Genomic DNA, 16,405 nt, shown 5'->3' with positions numbered 1-16,405 from the left:
AGAGGGAAGAGAAGCATCTCATCCTTCCACCGCCCGCCGCACCTGCTCGCCGATCTGCGATAGCACGAGCTGCGCCTGCGGCAGGATCGCGCCCATGGCGTGGAAATTGTGAACCATGCCGTCGTGGCAAACGTGCTCGACCGTGACGCCCGCGGCGAGCAGCTTGCGTGCATAGGCATTGCCTTCGTCGCGCATCGGGTCGAATTCGGCGGTGTGGATGATCGCAGTCGGCAGGCCCGCGAGCCGCGTCGCGCGCAATGGCGAGATGCGGGGATCGGCGGCATCGATGCCGTCAGGCAGATAATCGGCGAGATCGGCCTCGATCGTGACGCGGTCGATCAGATGACCTTCGGCGAACGCCTCGCGAGAGGGCGAGGTCTCCTCGAAATCCAGCACCGGGCAGATCAGGCATTGCGCGACGATGGAGAGGCCGGCGTTCTGCGCTGCATCCTGGCACACGATGGCAGCCAGCGTGGCGCCGGCGGAATCGCCGCCGACCACCAGCCGCCCGGCGTCGATGCCGAGCGAGGAGGCCTCGCGCGCGACCCATTCGGCGGCTGCGACCGCGTCGTCGACGGCGGCAGGGAACTTGTGCTCGGGCGCGAGGCGGTAATCGACCGAGACCAGCCGGCAGCCGGTCGCGTGGGCAAGCGCTGCTGCGATGCGGTCGTGCGTCGCAATGCTGCCGGCGACGAGGCCGCCGCCATGGAAGAACACGAAGCCCGGCGTGCGCTCACCGGCGCTCGCGGGCGCATAGAGGCGATAGGGCAGTTCACCGCCGGGACCGGGAAGCCTGCCGTCGGAGGCCGTGACATCCGGTGCCTCGGCTCGCGCAAACTGCATCAGCTTTGCCAGGGATTGCCGCCGCGCTTCCACGCTCGGCCGGCTCCGTGCCTGCAGCGCAGCCGCAGCCATCATGGTCAACAGACGCTTTGCAAGCGGATCGAGCGGCATGGATCTTTCCTTCCCACAAGGGGGAGAGGATAACGCACCATTTTCCTGCAGGAAATCGTTTAGGAATTGGGATAATAGTGCCCGGATATTTCCAAGGGACGCCAGGCATGGCCGAGATCAAAAAGCCCATCGAATATTCGCCGAGCTGGACCTTTTTTGAAGGCAAATGGCACGACGGCAACGTGCCGATCATGGGTCCGCGCACGCATGCCGCATGGCTCGGCTCGGTCGTATTCGACGGCGCGCGCGCCTTCGAGGGCGTCGCGCCCGATCTCGACCGCCACATCGCTCGCGCCAATCAATCCGCGATCAATTTTGGCCTGAAGCCGGTGGTCGAGACCGACACCTGGCTCAGGCTCGCTCGCGAGGGCCTGGCGCGCTTCGCGGCCAATGCCGAACTCTATATACGTCCGATGTACTGGGCGCAGAATGGTGCCGGCGGCGGCGTGCTGTTCGACCCCGAGACCACCAATTGGTGCCTATGCCTCTACGAGGCGCCGATGCCCAAACCGGTCGGCAACGCCATCACGCTGTCGCCGTTCCGCAGGCCCACCGCCGAATGCGCGCCGGTCGAGGCCAAGGCGGCCTGTCTCTATCCGAACAATTCACGCGCGCTGTCGGAGGCCGCTTCCCGCGGCTTCCAGAACGCGCTGATGCTCGACATGCTCGGCAATGTCGCGGAGTTCGGCAATTCCAATGTATTCATGGCCAAGGATGGCGTGGTCTACACACCGGTGCCGAACGGCACCTTCCTCAACGGCATCACGCGTCAGCGCGTGATCGGTCTGCTCCGCGCCGACGGTGTCACCGTGGTCGAAAAGACGCTACGCTATGCGGACTTCCTCGCCGCCGACGAGATATTCTCCACCGGCAATTTCGCCAAGGTCGCCCCCGTGATCCGCATCGACGACCGCGAGCTGAAGCCGGGCCCGTTCTACACCAAAGCGCGCAAGCTTTATTGGGATTTTGCGCATGCGGTGAAGCTGGCGGCTTGAGCTAACTGCTTCCGCGAACTCCGTCATTGCGAGCAGAATCTTTCCGCGGAGGCAGTCTGGATTGCTTCGCTGCGCTCGCAATGACGAATTGCGGAAGCACCGCGAAGCTACGGGCCTGAGCGTGCGCGGGCGACGCCTTAAGCAGCCCGTCTCCTGAACCGGCTGAACTGAAAGGCCTGCGTCGAATGCCATGGCGTATGATGCGTCTCGCTGCGCGTCTCGACGAGTTCGAAGGCCGGTCCGAGCTCCATGGAAAGGCTTGCGCTGTCATGCCGCTGGACCGGCAGGCCGCTGCACTTTTCTGGACCATCCAGCGCGAAGGTGCCGATGATGACGTAGCCGCCGGCTGCAACCGCCGAGCGCAGGCGCTCGACGTAAGCTGCCCTGTCGCGCGGATCGGTCAGGAAGTGGAATGCCGCGCGATCGTGCCAAACATCGTATGTCTTCTCCGGCCGCCAGGTCGTGGCGTCGGCAACGATCCAGTCGATCGTTGCGGCAGCCGCGCCGATTCGTTTCTTCGCGGCCTCAAGCGCGCTGGCTGAGAGATCCAGCACGGCGATGTCGCGATATCCTTCCTGCAAAAGCCTATCGGCCAATCGCGACGCGCCGCCGCCAATATCGATGATCGCGGCAGCATGATCTGGACTGGCGGCGCGGATCATCTCCAGCGAGATCGTCGGGGTGTCCTGAAACCAGCTGACTTCAGCCTCGGCCTTGGTGGTGTAGACGTGGTCCCAATGCGTGCTTCGATCGGACATGGCGTATGCCTCGGCCTTCTGGAGTGTTAGCGGGCCTTCGGAGACGATCCAGGTCGGTTGGCGGCGTCGCAGTGCCCCCCGGGACAAGCGCCCGTGGGCGACGGGCGCTCCGGGGCGAATGAAGGGTCTACTCTTCCTTCTTCGACATCCGCTCGAGGCGCTCCTGCATCTCCTTCATCTGCTGGCGCAGATCGTCGATGTTGGTGTCCTTTGCCGGCTCGGCGCTCGCATCCGGCTCGGGCTCCGCTGTGGTTGTCCCCGGGCGGCCCGTAGTGGGCGCGAACGGCTTGAACATCGAGAAAGTCTGCTGGAACAGCTCCATGTTGCGGCGGACCTGTTCTTCCAGCGGCGCAAACGGGGTTCCGGAGAGCGAGTTGGCGATCTGCTTGCGGAACTTCTCCTGCTCCTGAGTCAGCGTGGCGATCGACTGCTCCAGATATTTCGGCACCACCATCTGCATGCTATCGCCGTAGAAGCGGATGAGCTGGCGCAGGAAGGTGGTCGGTAACAGGTTCTGGCCGGCCTTGTTCTCCTGCTCGAAGATGATCTGGGCGAGCACGGAGCGGGTGATGTCGTCGCCGGTCTTGGCATCGTAGACCAGGAAGTCTTCGCCGTCCTTGACCATGGCGGCGAGGTCTTCCAGCGTCACATAAGTACTCGTTCCGGTATTATAGAGCCGCCGGTTCGCGTATTTCTTGATTGTGGTGGGTTGGTCTGATTTCGCCATGGGCTCTCACTTGCAAAACGCGGAGAACGGGAACCCGGCGGGCAAATGCCGCAGGGCGGGAAGAGTACGCAACGCAACAAAATAAGCATTTTCAAAGGGGTCACGCTACCGTTTTGTGCGCCACGGTTAATCGGGCAGCAAAAACGTGCTTGCGAAATCGCCAAGAACGCTATTTTGAATGCGCTGCGGCATGAATTCGGCCACCTATCGATTGACATGCCTCAACGACGTTAACAGGATGCCATCCGAGACTGGCGAGCCGTTTCCCAGCCCCGTCTGCCCCCTTCAACCTCAGGAGATGCCCATGACAGACGATGTCGTCATCGTCAGCGCCGCCCGCACCCCGGTCGGAAGCTTCAACGGAGCGTTCGCGACCCTTCCCGCCCACGATCTTGGCGCTATCGCCATCAAGGCCGCGCTGGAGCGCGGTGGCATCGAGCCCGGCCGGGTTTCGGAAGTTATCATGGGCCAGATTCTCACTGCAGCTCAGGGCCAGAACCCGGCCCGCCAGGCGTCGATTGCCGCCGGGATTCCGGTGGAGAGCCCGGCCTGGGGCGTCAATCAGCTTTGCGGCTCGGGTCTGCGTACGGTTGCGCTCGGCTATCAGGCCCTGCTCAACGGAGATTCCGAAATCGTCGTTGCCGGCGGCCAGGAATCCATGAGCATGGCGCCGCACGCCCAGTACCTGCGCGGCGGCGTCAAGATGGGCCCCGTCGAGTTCGTCGACACCATGATCAAGGACGGCCTGTGGGACGCCTTCAACGGCTATCACATGGGCAACACCGCCGAGAACGTCGCACGCCAGTGGCAGATCACGCGCGCCCAGCAGGACGAGTTTGCGGTCGCCTCGCAGCAGAAGGCCGAGGCCGCGCAGAAGGCTGGCAAGTTCAACGACGAGATCGTCCCCGTCACCATCAAGTCCCGCAAGGGCGACGTCGTCGTCAGCGCCGACGAATATCCGCGCCATGGCGCAACGCTCGACGGGATGGCGAAGCTCAAGCCCGCCTTTGAGAAAGAAGGCACGGTCACCGCAGGTTCGGCCTCCGGCATCAACGACGGCGCCGCTGCCGTTGTGTTGATGACTGCGAAGCAGGCTGCCAAGGAAGGCAAGAAGCCGCTCGCGCGCATCGTGTCCTGGGCGCAGGCCGGCGTTGATCCGAAGATCATGGGCTCTGGCCCGATCCCGGCCTCGCGCGCCGCGCTGAAGAAGGCCGGCTGGAATGTCGGCGACCTCGACCTGATCGAAGCCAACGAGGCCTTCGCGGCGCAGGCCTGTGCCGTCAACAAGGACCTCGGCTGGGACACCTCCAAGGTCAACGTCAATGGCGGCGCGATCGCCATCGGCCATCCGGTCGGCGCTTCCGGCGCGCGCGTGCTGGTGACGCTGCTGCACGAGATGCAGAAGCGCGATTCGAAGAAGGGCCTTGCCACGCTGTGCATCGGCGGCGGCATGGGCATTGCGATGTGCATCGCGCGCGATTGAAAATGCCTGATGCGTGCGCTGCACACGTGATTGAGTGCGTTGCACGCGATTAAAAAGGCGGCGGTTGCAAATCAAATATTCTTCGCAACCGTGAAAGCCTCGACTAAAGAGAAGCGCCCGGCTCGATGCCGGGCGTTTTGTTCTTGATGTCCGTCAAACGTCCCGCATAATCCGCATCTAAAAGCGATCACTCAGAAACGTCCGAAGAGTCCAAGGGAAGGAATACGATATGGCACGTGTTGCATTGGTGACGGGTGGTACGCGGGGCATCGGAGCGGCGATCAGCAAGGCGCTGAAGGCGGCCGGCTACAAGGTCGCGGCGAGCTATGCCGGCAATGATACTGCGGCGGAGAAATTCAAGGCGGAGACCGGCATCGCCGTCTACAAATGGGACGTCAGCAATTTCGACGCTTGTGCCGAGGGCGTGAAGAAGGTCGAGGCCGAGATCGGCCCCATCGACGTGCTCGTCAACAATGCCGGCATCACCAAGGATGGCGCCTTCCACAAGATGACCCTGGAGCAATGGAATGCCGTGATCGGCACCAACCTCGGCTCGCTGTTCAACATGTCGCGCCAGGTCATCGAAGGCATGCGCGGGCGCAAGTTCGGCCGCATCGTCAACATTTCCTCGATCAACGGACAGAAGGGCCAGTTCGGGCAGGTGAACTATTCCGCGGCGAAGGCCGGCGAGATCGGCTTCACCAAGGCGCTGGCGCTGGAGAACGCCAAGGGCGGCGTCACCGTGAACGCGATCTGCCCGGGCTACATCAACACCGAGATGGTGCAGGCGGTGCCGAAGGACGTGCTGGAAAAGGCCATCCTGCCGCTGATCCCGATCGGCCGGCTCGGCGAGCCCGAGGAGATCGCGCGCGCGGTCGTGTTCCTCGCCGCCGATGAAGCCGGCGCCATCACCGGCTCGACGCTGACCGTCAACGGTGGCCAGTACATGGTGTGATGCGATCGCATCACGTCGCGTCATATCGGTAGCTTCGTCATGCCCGGGCTTGTCCCGGGCATCCACGGCCTTACAACAGCGGTCGCCACGGCAGAACGTGGATGGCCGGGACAAGCCCGGCCATGACGAGAGTAGTGGCCGATGACTCCCCGCACCGCGACGCTGATCGGCTTGACCGCGATCCTGATGTGGTCGCTGCTCTCCGTGATGACGGTGGCGACCGGAATAATCCCGGCCTTCCAGCTCGCCGCGATGACCTTTGCGATTGGCGGTCTCGTCGGCCTGCTCACCTGGATCGGCCGCAGCGAGGTGGCCAAAAGCTTGCGTCAGCAGCCGGTCGTATGGGGCGTCGGCGTCGGCGGATTGTTCGGCTATCACGCGCTCTATTTCCTCGCGCTACGCTTCGCGCCGCCGGCTGAAGCGGGCCTGCTCAATTATCTCTGGCCGCTCCTGATCGTGCTGTTCTCGTCGTTCTTGCCGGGCGAGCGGCTTGCCGTGCACCATGTCATCGGCGCCGTGCTCGGCCTCGTCGGCACCGTGCTGCTGTTCGCTGGCAACACGAGCGGCTTTGCGCCCGGCCAACTGCCGGGGCTGATCGCCGCCTTCATCGCTGCCTTCGTATGGGCGACCTATTCGGTGTTGTCGCGGCGGCTCAAAGCGGTGCCGACCGATGCGGTCGCGGGGTTTTGCCTCGCCACCGCAGCGCTTGCCGCGCTGATGCATGCCGCGCTCGAGACGACGGTGTGGCCGGATACGCCGCTGCAGTGGATCTCCGTGATCGCGCTCGGCGTCGGCCCCGTGGGTGCCGCGTTCTACGCCTGGGACATCGGCATGAAGCGCGGCGACATCCGCGTGCTCGGTGCGGCGTCCTACGCGACGCCGCTGCTCTCGACCGGATTCCTCATCGCCGCCGGCTTCGCGAAGGCGAGCGCCAACATCGCGATTGCCGCGATCCTGATCGCCGGCGGCGGCCTGATCGCGGCGAAGGACATGGTGTGGAAGCGATGACTCGTTTGATCTCTGTTAGCCTCATGCTGATCGTAGTGCTCTCCGGTGCGAGCGTCGAGGCGCAGGTCAGCGCGAACGCCGAAACATTCACCGGCCTTCATCGCAACGAAGGCGTGCGCGGCCAACCCGAGACCGTCACGGTAACCGACGGAAAATCCTTCATTCGATTGACTGTGCAGGAGTATAGGGCGGCGGGCTATTGGCCTCTCTACGAAGCGCTTCCGATGATTGTCGTCCGGCGATTGCCGGTGCGGATCCCCGTGCCCAACGACCGGAAAGACTAGATCGCTCGAGACGAGGCGGACGGAAGCTGGCGCATTCGGCTTGCCCTACGGCTCCCAGCCCTTCGGTGCGAGCTCGAATTTGGCAAACTCGAATGCGGGCGCTACGGTGCAGCCGACCAGCGTCCATTCGCCGGTGGTCTCGGCCATCTGCCAGGCGTCTGCCGGCACGATCGCCTGCGGCCGCTCGCCGCCGAGCAGATCCGTGCCGAGCCGCACTTCGTGCTGGGAGCAGCCTTCGTGGGCGATGCGCAGCATCAACGGGCTGCCGGCATAATAGTGCCAGATCTCGACCGCATCGATGCGATGCCAATGCGAACGCTCGCCGCGCGCCAGCAGAAAATAGATCAGGGTCGAGCGCGAACGGCCATTGGCGTCCGTGGTCTGGTCGCGAAATGTCTCGCGATAATGGCCGCCTTCGGGATGCGGCCGCAGTTCAAGGCGCGCGATGATCTGGGCTGCGGTCGGCATCGATCCCCTTCAGGACTTGTTCTTGCGTTCGCGCAATTCGCCGAACACCGCGGCGGCATCCGCACCCTTCATGTGTAGCCTGGCCGCGACCGAGGGTTCATCGGCCCGCAGGAACACGTTTGTTCGCTTCTCGTCACCAAGCAGTGACGGAATGGTCGGCTTGTTCTCGGCACGCAGCTTTGCGACCTCCGCCGCGCGCGCCTGAAGCGCCGCATTGTCGGGCTCGACGGTCAGCGCGAACTTGACGTTGGACGCCGTGTATTCGTGGCCGCAATAGAGCTTGAAGTCGTCGGGCAGAGCGCGCAGCTTCAACAGCGAATCCCACATCATCGGATAAGTGCCCTCGAACACGCGGCCGCAGCCGATCGAGAACAGCGTGTCGGCGGCGAACAGCGTCTTCTCGGTGTCGAAAACGTAGGAGACGTGGTCGAGGGTGTGTCCGGGCGTCTCCAGCACCCGCGCCAGCAGGGTGCCGACCTTGACCACGTCGGCATTGGCGACGCGCAGGTCGACATTTGCAATCTTCGTCGTCTTGTCATGCGGCGCGACGACGCGGCAATTGTATTTCTGCTTGAGTTCGGCGACCCCGCCGACATGATCGCCGTGATGGTGGGTGATCAGGATGTCGGTGAGCTGCCAGCCCTCGCGCTCCAGCGCCGCCAGGATGGGGCCCGCCTCCGGCGCGTCGATCGACGCCGTCGCCTTGGTTTCCACATCGTGGATCAGATAGCCGAAATTGTCGTTTAAACAGCTGAAAGTACGAATTTCGGCGGCCATGACATCTCCATCACGCTCAGCCCCGTCAGACAAATATGGCGTTAACGTTGCGCAGGCAATGCAATATTCAGCGCGCGGCGGCGGCCTTGCGCATGTTACATTGCCATCATGACCATCGACGTCGTCGATCTCCGCGAGTTCTATTCCCGCCGCCTCGGGATCGTGGCGCGGCAGATGATCAATCGCGGCATCAGGGAGCGCTGGCCGGGCGCCGAGGGCCAACGCGTGCTCGGCATCGGCTATCCCACGCCCTATCTCGGATTGTTCCGCGAGGATGCGGAGCGCTGCATCGCCTTCATGCCGGCGGCCCAGGGCGTGTTGAAATGGCCAACGGGGCGTCCCGCGCTGGCCTCGCTGGTCGACGAATTCTCGCTGCCACTGCCGGACGCCGCGGTCGACCGCATCCTGCTGGTCCATGCGCTGGAAATGTCGGACGACCCGGCTGCGCTGTTGCGCGAGGTGTGGCGGGTGCTGTCGCCGTCGGGCCGTGTCATGGCGGTGATCCCGAACCGGCGCGGGGTGTGGACCCGCTCCGACAATACGCCATTCGGTCACGGCCGGCCCTATTCGCGCTCGCAGATCACGGATCTGTTGCGCCAGACCTGGTTCACACCGACCGCCTGGGGCGAGGCGCTGTTCATGCCGCCCTATGCCGGCCGCTGGGTATTGAAATCGGCGCAAATGTGGGAGCGGGCCGGCGCGGCGTTGTCGCTGCCATTTGCCGGCGTCCATATCGTCGAGGCCACCAAACAGGTCTACCGCGCGATCCCCGCCAAGCGGGAACGGGCGCGGCTGATTCCCTCCTTGAAGCCGGTGCTGGTGCCGTCTTCGACGACGGTGACGCACACCTGAAAGCAAATCGTCCCGGCGAGGCCGGGACGATGCAGTTCAGCAAAACAGAAGAACCGTTGCGGCTCACTCGCCGGGAGCGAGATCGTCGCTGGAGGTGGCCGGAGCAGCTTCGCGCTCGGGGCGCGGGCCGCCATGCGGCCGGCGGCGGCGCCGCGGAAAGCGTTCGCCGCCACCGCTACCCTCACCACCGTTCACCTGCGGCTGTGCGCCGGTGATGAAGGAGGGCAGGCGATCGACGTTGCCGGCTTCGGCGACGACAGGCTGCGGCTGGTTCAGCGGGAGCGGCTGCGGCTGGGGTTGCGGCTGATATTGCGGCTGCGGACGGTGGTCGCGCTCGCGGTGCTCGCGCGGCTGCTGGTTCTCGCGCTGATAGGGCTGATTGTCGCGGGGCTGATGATCTCGCTGCTGATGGTCACGCTGGCCGTCGCGGACGAAAGACGGCTGTGGGGGCTGGGGAACGAAGCCCGGCTCCTGGCCGAAATTCGAGAAATTCTCGCCGTCGTCCTCGCCGTCGTCGCTGCTGCTCAAGGGTTCGTCGCCGCGCGGCTGCTGGCTCTGGCGGAACTGCTCCTGGGCGGTGGCGATTAGGCGGAAATAATGCTCCGCGTGCTGGTAGTAATTCTCGGCAGCGACCGGATCGCCGGAAGAGCGCGCGTCGCGTGCGAGCTGAAGGTACTTCTCGGCGATGTGCGAAGCGGTGCCGCGGATCTTGATGTCGGGACCGTTCGATTCGTAGACCCGGGTCATCGGGTTCTGGCCGCGCCGGTTATGATTGTTGTTATTATTGTTGTTATTCCGGTTGCGCATCCGCTGCTTATTCTGACCGTTTCTCATGTCCTGCCTTCAATTCCAGCCCTAAAGGTTGCACGCATTACTGATTGCTGAGAGTGACCTAATGACAACGGTTCACGCTTCTCGCGCGCACCGCGCACAAGAGCGGATTGAGCCCTGCCGATGTTCGTCGACCATCGCGTTCAACAAAGACGCGTTCCCCACCCGCCAGCATTCATCGCCAGCGAACCCATTCATTTTGCCTGCCAAAACAAGCCCTGGTTTCTTGCGTTAGTCTTCGCGCGCAATTTCAGGCTTTCGTTCACGTTGCGGTCGGAAGCAGCGCAGCTCAAATGGCCATCGCGCTTCACAGGACCTCGCTTGGAACCGTAAATCAGTGAAGCTCTCGCCCGAGAGCCCGGCTTTCGCCCGTAAGTCTACGGGGCCGACACCGATGTGCTGAACAGAAGGTAGTCGTTCCAACGGGATATTCCAAGAGGTTTTTGCAGCCCAATCCGGCTTTTATAGGGGCATTTTTCGGGCCGAAACGGCCCTCAGGATACCCGCCAAGTCGGCCCTCGGCGGCCTGTCCACCAGCAACGCGGCAGCCACCATCAAGGTTTCAATATTTCGCGCCTGGCCCTGCCCGGCTTCGACGATCAGCGCCCCGCCGGGCGCGAGGCGTTCCGCCGCCTGCGGGATCAGGGCGCGATAGGCGTCATAGCCGTCGTTGCCGCCGTCGAGCGCCAGATGCGGATCGTGCTCGCGCACTTCGATGCCCAGTTTTGGGATTTCTCCCGAGGGGATATAGGGCGGATTCGACACGATGAGATCGAACGGGCCGCTGAGCGCCGCCGCATAGGAGCAGGCGACGAAGGCGGAACGCCCGCCAAGACCCAAGGCTGCGGCATTGCTCCTCGCAGTGTCGAGCGCGGTCAGGCTGAGATCGGTGCCGACGCCGAAAGCGCCGGGAATTTCGTGCAGCAGCGCCAGCAGGATCGCGCCCGAGCCGGTGCCGATGTCGGCGATGCGCACTTGATCGGAAGCTCGCCGTTCGCGAAAGATTTCGAGCGCAAGCTCGACCACGGTCTCGGTATCGGGACGCGGCACCAGCGTTGCTTCCGACAGGCGAAATGGCAGGCCCCAAAATTCCCTGACCCCGAGAATGCGCGCCACCGGTTCGCCCGCGATCCGCCGCTGCGCTTGGCGCGCGAGCTGCAACGCCTCGGCGTCGGTGAGGAGGCGGGCGGCCTGCGCAACCAGGCCGGTGAGATCGAGGCCAAGCGCCGCGCCGAGCAGGATACGGGCGTCGAGCTCGGCTTCGCCCAGCTGCGCCGATCTCAGTTGCGCGGCCAGCGCGCGCCGCGCGCGCTCGACGGATAGTCCGGTGAAGGGATTGCTCACGCGCCGGTCACGCCGCAGCGCCCTGGGCAGCGAGCTGCGCGGCCTGATGCTCGGTGGTCAGCGCATCGATCAGCTCCCCAAGCGCCTCGCCTGCGATGACCTGCGGCAGCTTGTAGAGCGTCAGGTTGATGCGATGGTCGGTGACGCGTCCTTGCGGAAAGTTATAGGTGCGGATGCGCTCGCTGCGATCGCCGGAACCGACCTTCTCCTTGCGCTCGGCGGAACGAACGGCATCGACGCGCTGCTGCTCGGCGTCGTAGATGCGCGAGCGCAGGATGTTCATGGCGGAGGCGCGGTTCTTGTGCTGCGAGCGGCTGTCCTGCATCATCACCACGATGCCGGTCGGGATGTGGGTGATGCGGATCGCCGATTCGGTCTTGTTGACGTGCTGGCCGCCGGCGCCCTGCGCGCGCATGGTCTCGATGCGCAGATCGTCGTTCTTGATGTCGACATCGACGTCCTCGACCTCGGGCAGCACCGCCACCGTCGCGGCGGAGGTGTGGATGCGCCCCTGCGTCTCGGTGTCGGGCACGCGCTGCACCCGGTGCACGCCGGATTCGAATTTCAGCTTGGAGAATGCGCCGCGGCCCTGCACCTCGGCGATGATTTCCTTGTAGCCGCCGACGGTGCCCTCGCTGGCTGAGATCACCTCGACCTTCCAGCCCTGAAGGCTGGCAAAGCGCTCGTACATCCGGAACAAATCGCCGGCGAACAGCGAGGCCTCGTCGCCGCCGGTGCCGGCGCGGATTTCCAGCACCACGTTGCGGTCGTCCATGGCGTCCTTGGGCAAGAGCGCAACGCGGATCTTCTGCACGAGCTCTTCGATCCTGGGATTGAGTTCGTCGCGTTCGGCCTCCGCCATGCTGCGCATTTCGGCATCCGTCGAGGGATCGGCGATCAGCGCTTCGGTGTCGGCGAGTTCTTTCACGGCAGAACGATACGCCTTGACCGCCTCGATCAGCGGCGTGAGCTCGGCGAGCTCGCGCGTGATCTGCACGTAGCGCTCGGAGGCGAGCTGGCCGAGCGATTCGGCCTCGAGCGAGGCGTGATGCGCGAGCAGGACGTCCAGTTTGGCTTCGGGGAGTGACGACATCGGTTCTGGTCTCAAAGGGCGGACGGAGGGCGGAACGCGCGAGCGGACAGGCCCGCTACAACGCCAGGCCCTCGGCCTCGGCAAATTCCGTCAGCTTCTGCCGGATCGAGACGCTGCCGGCCGGTGCGTCCAGCAGCGGGCCGAGCATTGCTTCGGCCTTCCCGGCATCGAGATCGATCACCATCGCCTTGACCGGGCCGAGCGCGCTCGCCGAGAGCGACAGCGAGCGATAGCCCAACGCGATCAGGGCCAGCGCGCCGATCGGCTTCGAGGCCATCTCGCCGCAGAGCGAGAGCGATTTCTTCGCCGCGTGGGACTTGCGGGCAATGTCGCGAAGCGCGCGCAGGATCGGCGCCGACATGGTGTCGAACCGCTCCGAGACCTTGGCGTTGCCGCGGTCGACCGCGAACAGGAACTGGAACAGATCGTTGGAGCCGACCGAGATGAAGTCGACCTTCTTCAGCAGCTCATCGAGCTGATAGAGCAGCGCCGGCACCTCGACCATGGTGCCGATGTCGATGCGCTCCGGCAGCGTGTGGCCGTGCTGGCGCAAGTAAGTGAGCTCGCGCTCGACCAGCGCCTTCGCCGCGTCGAATTCGGCAACCTCCGAGATCATCGGAAACATCACGCGCAATGCACGGCCGCCGCCAGCCCGCAGCAATGCGCGGATCTGGCCGCGCAGCAGGCCGGGACGGTCGAGCCCGAGCCGGATCGCGCGCCAGCCCAGCGCTGGATTCTCCTCGATCACCGTCTCCATGTAAGGCAGCGCCTTGTCGCCGCCAATGTCGAGGGTGCGGAAGGTGACCGGCTTGTTGCCCGCGGCATCCAGCACGGTGCGGTAGAGCGCGAGCTGGTCGCTGGTGCGCGGCAGGCTCTGGCCGACCATGAATTGCAGCTCGGTGCGGAACAGGCCGATGCCGGCGCTGCCGGTGTCCTCGATATGCGGCAGGTCGATGGCGAGGCCGGCGTTGATCAGCAGTTCGACCTTCTCGCCGTCCTTGGTGACGCAAGGCCGGTCGCGCAGCGCCAGATACTGCGCCTGGCGGCGCGCGCGGAAGCGCACGCGCTCGGCAAAGGCCGCCTCGATTTCCTGCGAGGGACGCACATAGATCGAGCCGGATGTGCCGTCGACGATGACGGCGTCGCCGGGATCGGCGATGCCCGGCGCGTTCGGCACCTCGCCGACCGCGGGAATGCCAAGCGCGCGCGCCACGATCGAGACGTGGGAATTGGCGGTGCCTTCCTCCAATATGATGCCGCGCAGGCGCTTGCGGTCGTAGTCGAGCAGCGCCGCCGGTCCCATCGCGCGCGCGATGACGATGGCATTGTCGGGCAGTTGCTCGCGCGAGGGCGCGTGGTCCTGGCCGACCAGCTGCCGCATCAGCCGGTAGCCGAGATCTTCCAGATCATGCAGCCGGTCGCGCAAATAAGGATCGGTCGAACGCAGCATGCGGGCGCGGGTGTCGGACTGTACGCGCTCGACGGCGGCTTCCGCCGTGAGGCCGGTGGCAACGGCCTCGTGCAGCTTGTGCGACCAGCCCTGGTCGTTGGCGAACATGCGATAGGCTTCGAGCACGTCGCGATGCTCGCCGCCTTCGGCGACGTCACCGCGCTCCAGCATGCGGTCGAGGTCGGAGCGCAGCTTGGCGAGCGCGGTATCGAGCCGCTTGATTTCCTTCGGCAGATCCTCGGCGATGTAGTCCTTGATGACGACGCGCGGCTCGTGCAGCACGACATGGCCGAGCGCGATGCCTTCCGACAGGATGGCGCCGACCTTCTGCATGGAATGCCGCGCGGCCGGCTCCTGGCCCGGCTGGGCCAGCGCGGACAATTCGCCGGAGGCGATCAGTTCCGCCAGCACCATGGCGGTGGTTTGCAGCGCCTCGAGCTCCTCCTCGACATAGGTGCGCTTGGCGCGGTTCTGCACCACCAGCACGCCGAGCGTGTTGCCGGCGCGCAGGATCGGGACGCCGAGGAAGGAGTGGTAGATTTCTTCGCCGGTCTCGGGGCGGAACGAGAACGCCGGGTGGCTCTGCGCATCGCTCAAATTGAGCGGCGTCGCCTCGCTGGCGACGAGGCCGACCAGGCCCTCATGGGCGCTCAGCACGGTGTGGTGCACCGCCTCGCGCTTGAGGCCTTCGGTGGCGTAGAGTTCGAGCGTGTTGTCGACGCGCAGCACGTAGACCGAGCACACCTCGGCCACCATGTTGGCGGCGATCAGCACCACGATCTTGTCCAGCCGCTCCTGGGCCGAGACCTGCTCCGCCATGGTTTCGCGGAGCCGTCTCAACAAGACGCGGGGACCTCCCGACGCGCTCCGCATGTGCCGCCAATCTCCTCAGTCAGCCGGGCCCGAGAGGGGCTCCGGCGGCTCGCCCGAAAATCCAGAAAAACAACGAATTTGCTCATCCGGCGCCGGCCCGGGCGATCGCCAGAGCCGAATCAGCACCGCCTCCACTGGGGCACAGTTTGTGGCAGCCCACCCTGTTCGCCGTATAGCGAATTGGGGCTTGTTTTGCCAAGCAAAACGCCTGCCAGACGCAAAGGTGTGTACACCTTCTCGTTTGCTGCGACTGCTAAGAGAAAATTCGTCTAAGTCTGATCAAGGCCGTAGAGCGTGTGCAGGGTGCGCACCGCAAGCTCGGTATAGGCGGTGTCGATCAGAACCGAGAATTTGATCTCGGAGGTTGTAATGGCCCGGATGTTGATATTCCGTCCGGCGAGGGCCGAGAACGCCTGGGCTGCAACGCCGGCATGGCTGCGCATGCCGCTGCCGATCACCGAGATCTTGGCGACGTCGGTGGCGGTATCGAGCCGGGCGTAACCGATCTGGCCCTTGGCCGCGGTGATCGTGTCCCTGGCCCGGGTGAAGTCCGCGGCGGGCACCGTGAAGGTGAGATCGGTGGTCTTGCCGTCCTCGGAGACGTTCTGCACGATCATGTCGACGTTGATGTTGGCGTTCGCCAGCGGGCCGAAGATCGACGCCGCGACGCCGGGCTTGTCCTCGATCTGGCGCACCGAGATCTGGGCCTCGTCCTTCGAAAAGGCGATGCCGGTGACGACGTGGCTTTCCATGATCTCCTCCTCGCTGCAGATCAGCGTGCCGGGCGGCTGGTTGGCATGCGGGTCGATATCCTCAGGCTTATCGAAGCTGGAGCGGACGAAGATCGGCATGTTGTAGACCATGCCGAGTTCCACCGAGCGGACCTGGAGCACTTTTGCGCCCTGGGAAGCCAGTTCCAGCATGTCTTCGAACGCGATCTTGTCGAGCCGGCGCGCCTTCGGCACGATTCGCGGGTCGGTGGTGTAGACCCCGTCGACGTCGGTGTAGATGTCGCAGCGGTCCGCCTTGACGGCGGCGGCGATCGCGACCGCCGAGGTGTCGGAGCCGCCGCGGCCGAGCGTCGTGATGCGGCCGGTCGCGGGGTTGATGCCCTGAAAGCCGGCGATGACCGCGACCTCCTTCCGCTCCTTGAAGCGGCTGATGATCTCGGTGCCGTCGATGTCCTCGATCCGGGCCGAGGCATGGGCGTCGCTGGTCTTGACCGGGATCTGCCAGCCCTGCCAGGATCGGGCCTGGATGCCCATGCCCTGGAGCGCGATGGCGAGCAGGCCAGAGGTGACCTGTTCGCCCGAGGCGACCACGGCGTCATATTCGCGCGCGTCGTGCATGGGCGAGGCCTCGGTGCACCACGCTACCAGCTCGTTGGTCTTGCCGGACATCGCGGAGACGACCACGGCCACTTCGTGGCCAGCGTCGACCTCACGCTTCACATGGCGTGCGACGTTGCGGATACGTTCGATGTTGGCGACGGATGTGCCGCCGAATTTCATCACGAGGCGGCTCATGACGACGCGTGCATTCCCTTATAAGGA

Annotated in this window: 16 protein-coding genes; 6 read left to right on the top strand and 10 right to left on the bottom strand. The window is 64.7% G+C overall.

Annotated elements, in window-relative coordinates:
• Positions 1-18: 18 nt before the first annotated feature.
• Positions 19-954, bottom strand: a complete 936-nt coding sequence (locus tag GWG65_RS15680) for an alpha/beta hydrolase (RefSeq protein ID WP_275196463.1) — start codon at positions 952-954, stop codon at positions 19-21.
• A gap of 107 nt (positions 955-1,061) precedes the next feature.
• On the opposite strand from GWG65_RS15680, the gene GWG65_RS15675 reads away from it, so the two are divergent.
• Complete coding sequence (locus tag GWG65_RS15675; protein ID WP_275196462.1) at positions 1,062-1,949, top strand: branched-chain amino acid aminotransferase; 888 nt, start codon at positions 1,062-1,064, stop codon at positions 1,947-1,949.
• 137 nt (positions 1,950-2,086) lie between these two features.
• Here the strand turns inward: GWG65_RS15675 and GWG65_RS15670 are convergent, their stop codons facing one another.
• Together GWG65_RS15670 and phaR are read right to left on the bottom strand one after the other, a co-directional pair.
• Positions 2,087-2,707, bottom strand: coding sequence for a class I SAM-dependent methyltransferase (locus GWG65_RS15670; protein ID WP_275196461.1), 621 nt, complete (start codon positions 2,705-2,707; stop codon positions 2,087-2,089).
• A gap of 127 nt (positions 2,708-2,834) precedes the next feature.
• Positions 2,835-3,434, bottom strand: coding sequence for a polyhydroxyalkanoate synthesis repressor PhaR (gene phaR / locus GWG65_RS15665; RefSeq protein WP_148740775.1), 600 nt, complete (start codon positions 3,432-3,434; stop codon positions 2,835-2,837).
• 304 nt (positions 3,435-3,738) lie between these two features.
• On the opposite strand from phaR, the gene GWG65_RS15660 reads away from it, so the two are divergent.
• From GWG65_RS15660 to GWG65_RS15645, 4 genes are all read left to right on the top strand, one after another.
• Positions 3,739-4,917, top strand: a complete 1,179-nt coding sequence (locus GWG65_RS15660; protein WP_275196460.1) for an acetyl-CoA C-acetyltransferase — start codon at positions 3,739-3,741, stop codon at positions 4,915-4,917.
• 229 nt (positions 4,918-5,146) lie between these two features.
• A complete protein-coding gene (phbB, locus tag GWG65_RS15655) occupies positions 5,147-5,872 on the top strand; it encodes an acetoacetyl-CoA reductase (RefSeq protein ID WP_275196459.1) in 726 nt (241 codons plus the stop codon).
• 141 nt (positions 5,873-6,013) lie between these two features.
• Positions 6,014-6,880, top strand: coding sequence for an EamA family transporter (locus tag GWG65_RS15650; protein ID WP_275196458.1), 867 nt, complete (start codon positions 6,014-6,016; stop codon positions 6,878-6,880).
• Positions 6,868-7,164, top strand: a complete 297-nt coding sequence (locus GWG65_RS15645) for a hypothetical protein (protein ID WP_275196457.1) — start codon at positions 6,868-6,870, stop codon at positions 7,162-7,164. Before GWG65_RS15650 ends, GWG65_RS15645 begins: the two co-directional genes overlap by 13 nt.
• Positions 7,165-7,209: 45 nt before the next feature.
• On the opposite strand, the gene GWG65_RS15640 is transcribed toward GWG65_RS15645, so the two are convergent.
• Both GWG65_RS15640 and gloB read right to left on the bottom strand, forming a co-directional pair.
• Entirely contained in the window at positions 7,210-7,632 is a 423-nt protein-coding gene (locus GWG65_RS15640) for a cupin domain-containing protein (RefSeq protein WP_275196456.1), read from the bottom strand.
• A gap of 9 nt (positions 7,633-7,641) precedes the next feature.
• On the bottom strand, positions 7,642-8,409 hold the full coding sequence (gene gloB, locus GWG65_RS15635) for a hydroxyacylglutathione hydrolase (protein ID WP_275196455.1): 768 nt from the start codon (positions 8,407-8,409) through the stop codon (positions 7,642-7,644).
• Positions 8,410-8,517: 108 nt separating this feature from the next.
• Here gloB and GWG65_RS15630 point away from each other — a divergent pair, with 108 nt between their 5' ends.
• On the top strand, positions 8,518-9,261 hold the full coding sequence (locus GWG65_RS15630) for a methyltransferase domain-containing protein (RefSeq protein WP_275196453.1): 744 nt from the start codon (positions 8,518-8,520) through the stop codon (positions 9,259-9,261).
• A 63-nt stretch (positions 9,262-9,324) separates the two neighbouring features.
• On the opposite strand, the gene GWG65_RS15625 is transcribed toward GWG65_RS15630, so the two are convergent.
• The 5 genes from GWG65_RS15625 to GWG65_RS15605 all read right to left on the bottom strand — a co-directional run bounded on the left by GWG65_RS15625 (position 9,325) and on the right by GWG65_RS15605 (position 16,378).
• Positions 9,325-10,095, bottom strand: a complete 771-nt coding sequence (locus tag GWG65_RS15625; RefSeq protein WP_275196451.1) for a DUF4167 domain-containing protein — start codon at positions 10,093-10,095, stop codon at positions 9,325-9,327.
• Between the two features lie 459 nt (positions 10,096-10,554).
• Entirely contained in the window at positions 10,555-11,436 is an 882-nt protein-coding gene (prmC, locus tag GWG65_RS15620; RefSeq protein WP_275196450.1) for a peptide chain release factor N(5)-glutamine methyltransferase, read from the bottom strand.
• A 7-nt stretch (positions 11,437-11,443) separates the two neighbouring features.
• Positions 11,444-12,529, bottom strand: coding sequence for a peptide chain release factor 1 (prfA, locus tag GWG65_RS15615; protein WP_275196449.1), 1,086 nt, complete (start codon positions 12,527-12,529; stop codon positions 11,444-11,446).
• A 55-nt stretch (positions 12,530-12,584) separates the two neighbouring features.
• Entirely contained in the window at positions 12,585-14,852 is a 2,268-nt protein-coding gene (gene ptsP / locus GWG65_RS15610) for a phosphoenolpyruvate--protein phosphotransferase (RefSeq protein ID WP_275196448.1), read from the bottom strand.
• Between the two features lie 269 nt (positions 14,853-15,121).
• Positions 15,122-16,378, bottom strand: coding sequence for an aspartate kinase (locus GWG65_RS15605; protein ID WP_275196447.1), 1,257 nt, complete (start codon positions 16,376-16,378; stop codon positions 15,122-15,124).
• Between the last annotated feature and the right edge of the window lie 27 nt (positions 16,379-16,405).

Origin of the sequence: Bradyrhizobium sp. CSA207 (assembly GCF_029051685.1) — a bacterium.
Taxonomy (GTDB): Bacteria; Pseudomonadota; Alphaproteobacteria; order Rhizobiales; family Xanthobacteraceae; genus Bradyrhizobium.
The sequence above is the reverse complement of the archived record's forward strand: the minus strand, read 5'-3'. Positions and strand labels throughout refer to the sequence as shown.

What these genes read in the sequence shown, in the direction of transcription:
- ptsP (WP_275196448.1), bottom strand. Translation starts at nt 14,852, where the DNA reads ATGCGGAGCGCGTCGGGAGGTCCCCGCGTCTTGTTGAGACGGCTCCGC.
- GWG65_RS15660 (WP_275196460.1), top strand. Translation starts at nt 3,739, where the DNA reads ATGACAGACGATGTCGTCATCGTCAGCGCCGCCCGCACCCCGGTCGGA.
- GWG65_RS15625 (WP_275196451.1), bottom strand. Translation starts at nt 10,095, where the DNA reads ATGAGAAACGGTCAGAATAAGCAGCGGATGCGCAACCGGAATAACAAC.
- gloB (WP_275196455.1), bottom strand. Translation starts at nt 8,409, where the DNA reads ATGGCCGCCGAAATTCGTACTTTCAGCTGTTTAAACGACAATTTCGGC.
- phbB (WP_275196459.1), top strand. Translation starts at nt 5,147, where the DNA reads ATGGCACGTGTTGCATTGGTGACGGGTGGTACGCGGGGCATCGGAGCG.
- prfA (WP_275196449.1), bottom strand. Translation starts at nt 12,529, where the DNA reads ATGTCGTCACTCCCCGAAGCCAAACTGGACGTCCTGCTCGCGCATCAC.
- GWG65_RS15630 (WP_275196453.1), top strand. Translation starts at nt 8,518, where the DNA reads ATGACCATCGACGTCGTCGATCTCCGCGAGTTCTATTCCCGCCGCCTC.
- GWG65_RS15650 (WP_275196458.1), top strand. Translation starts at nt 6,014, where the DNA reads ATGACTCCCCGCACCGCGACGCTGATCGGCTTGACCGCGATCCTGATG.
- GWG65_RS15640 (WP_275196456.1), bottom strand. Translation starts at nt 7,632, where the DNA reads ATGCCGACCGCAGCCCAGATCATCGCGCGCCTTGAACTGCGGCCGCAT.
- GWG65_RS15605 (WP_275196447.1), bottom strand. Translation starts at nt 16,378, where the DNA reads ATGAGCCGCCTCGTGATGAAATTCGGCGGCACATCCGTCGCCAACATC.
- GWG65_RS15670 (WP_275196461.1), bottom strand. Translation starts at nt 2,707, where the DNA reads ATGTCCGATCGAAGCACGCATTGGGACCACGTCTACACCACCAAGGCC.
- GWG65_RS15675 (WP_275196462.1), top strand. Translation starts at nt 1,062, where the DNA reads ATGGCCGAGATCAAAAAGCCCATCGAATATTCGCCGAGCTGGACCTTT.
- GWG65_RS15680 (WP_275196463.1), bottom strand. Translation starts at nt 954, where the DNA reads ATGCCGCTCGATCCGCTTGCAAAGCGTCTGTTGACCATGATGGCTGCG.
- phaR (WP_148740775.1), bottom strand. Translation starts at nt 3,434, where the DNA reads ATGGCGAAATCAGACCAACCCACCACAATCAAGAAATACGCGAACCGG.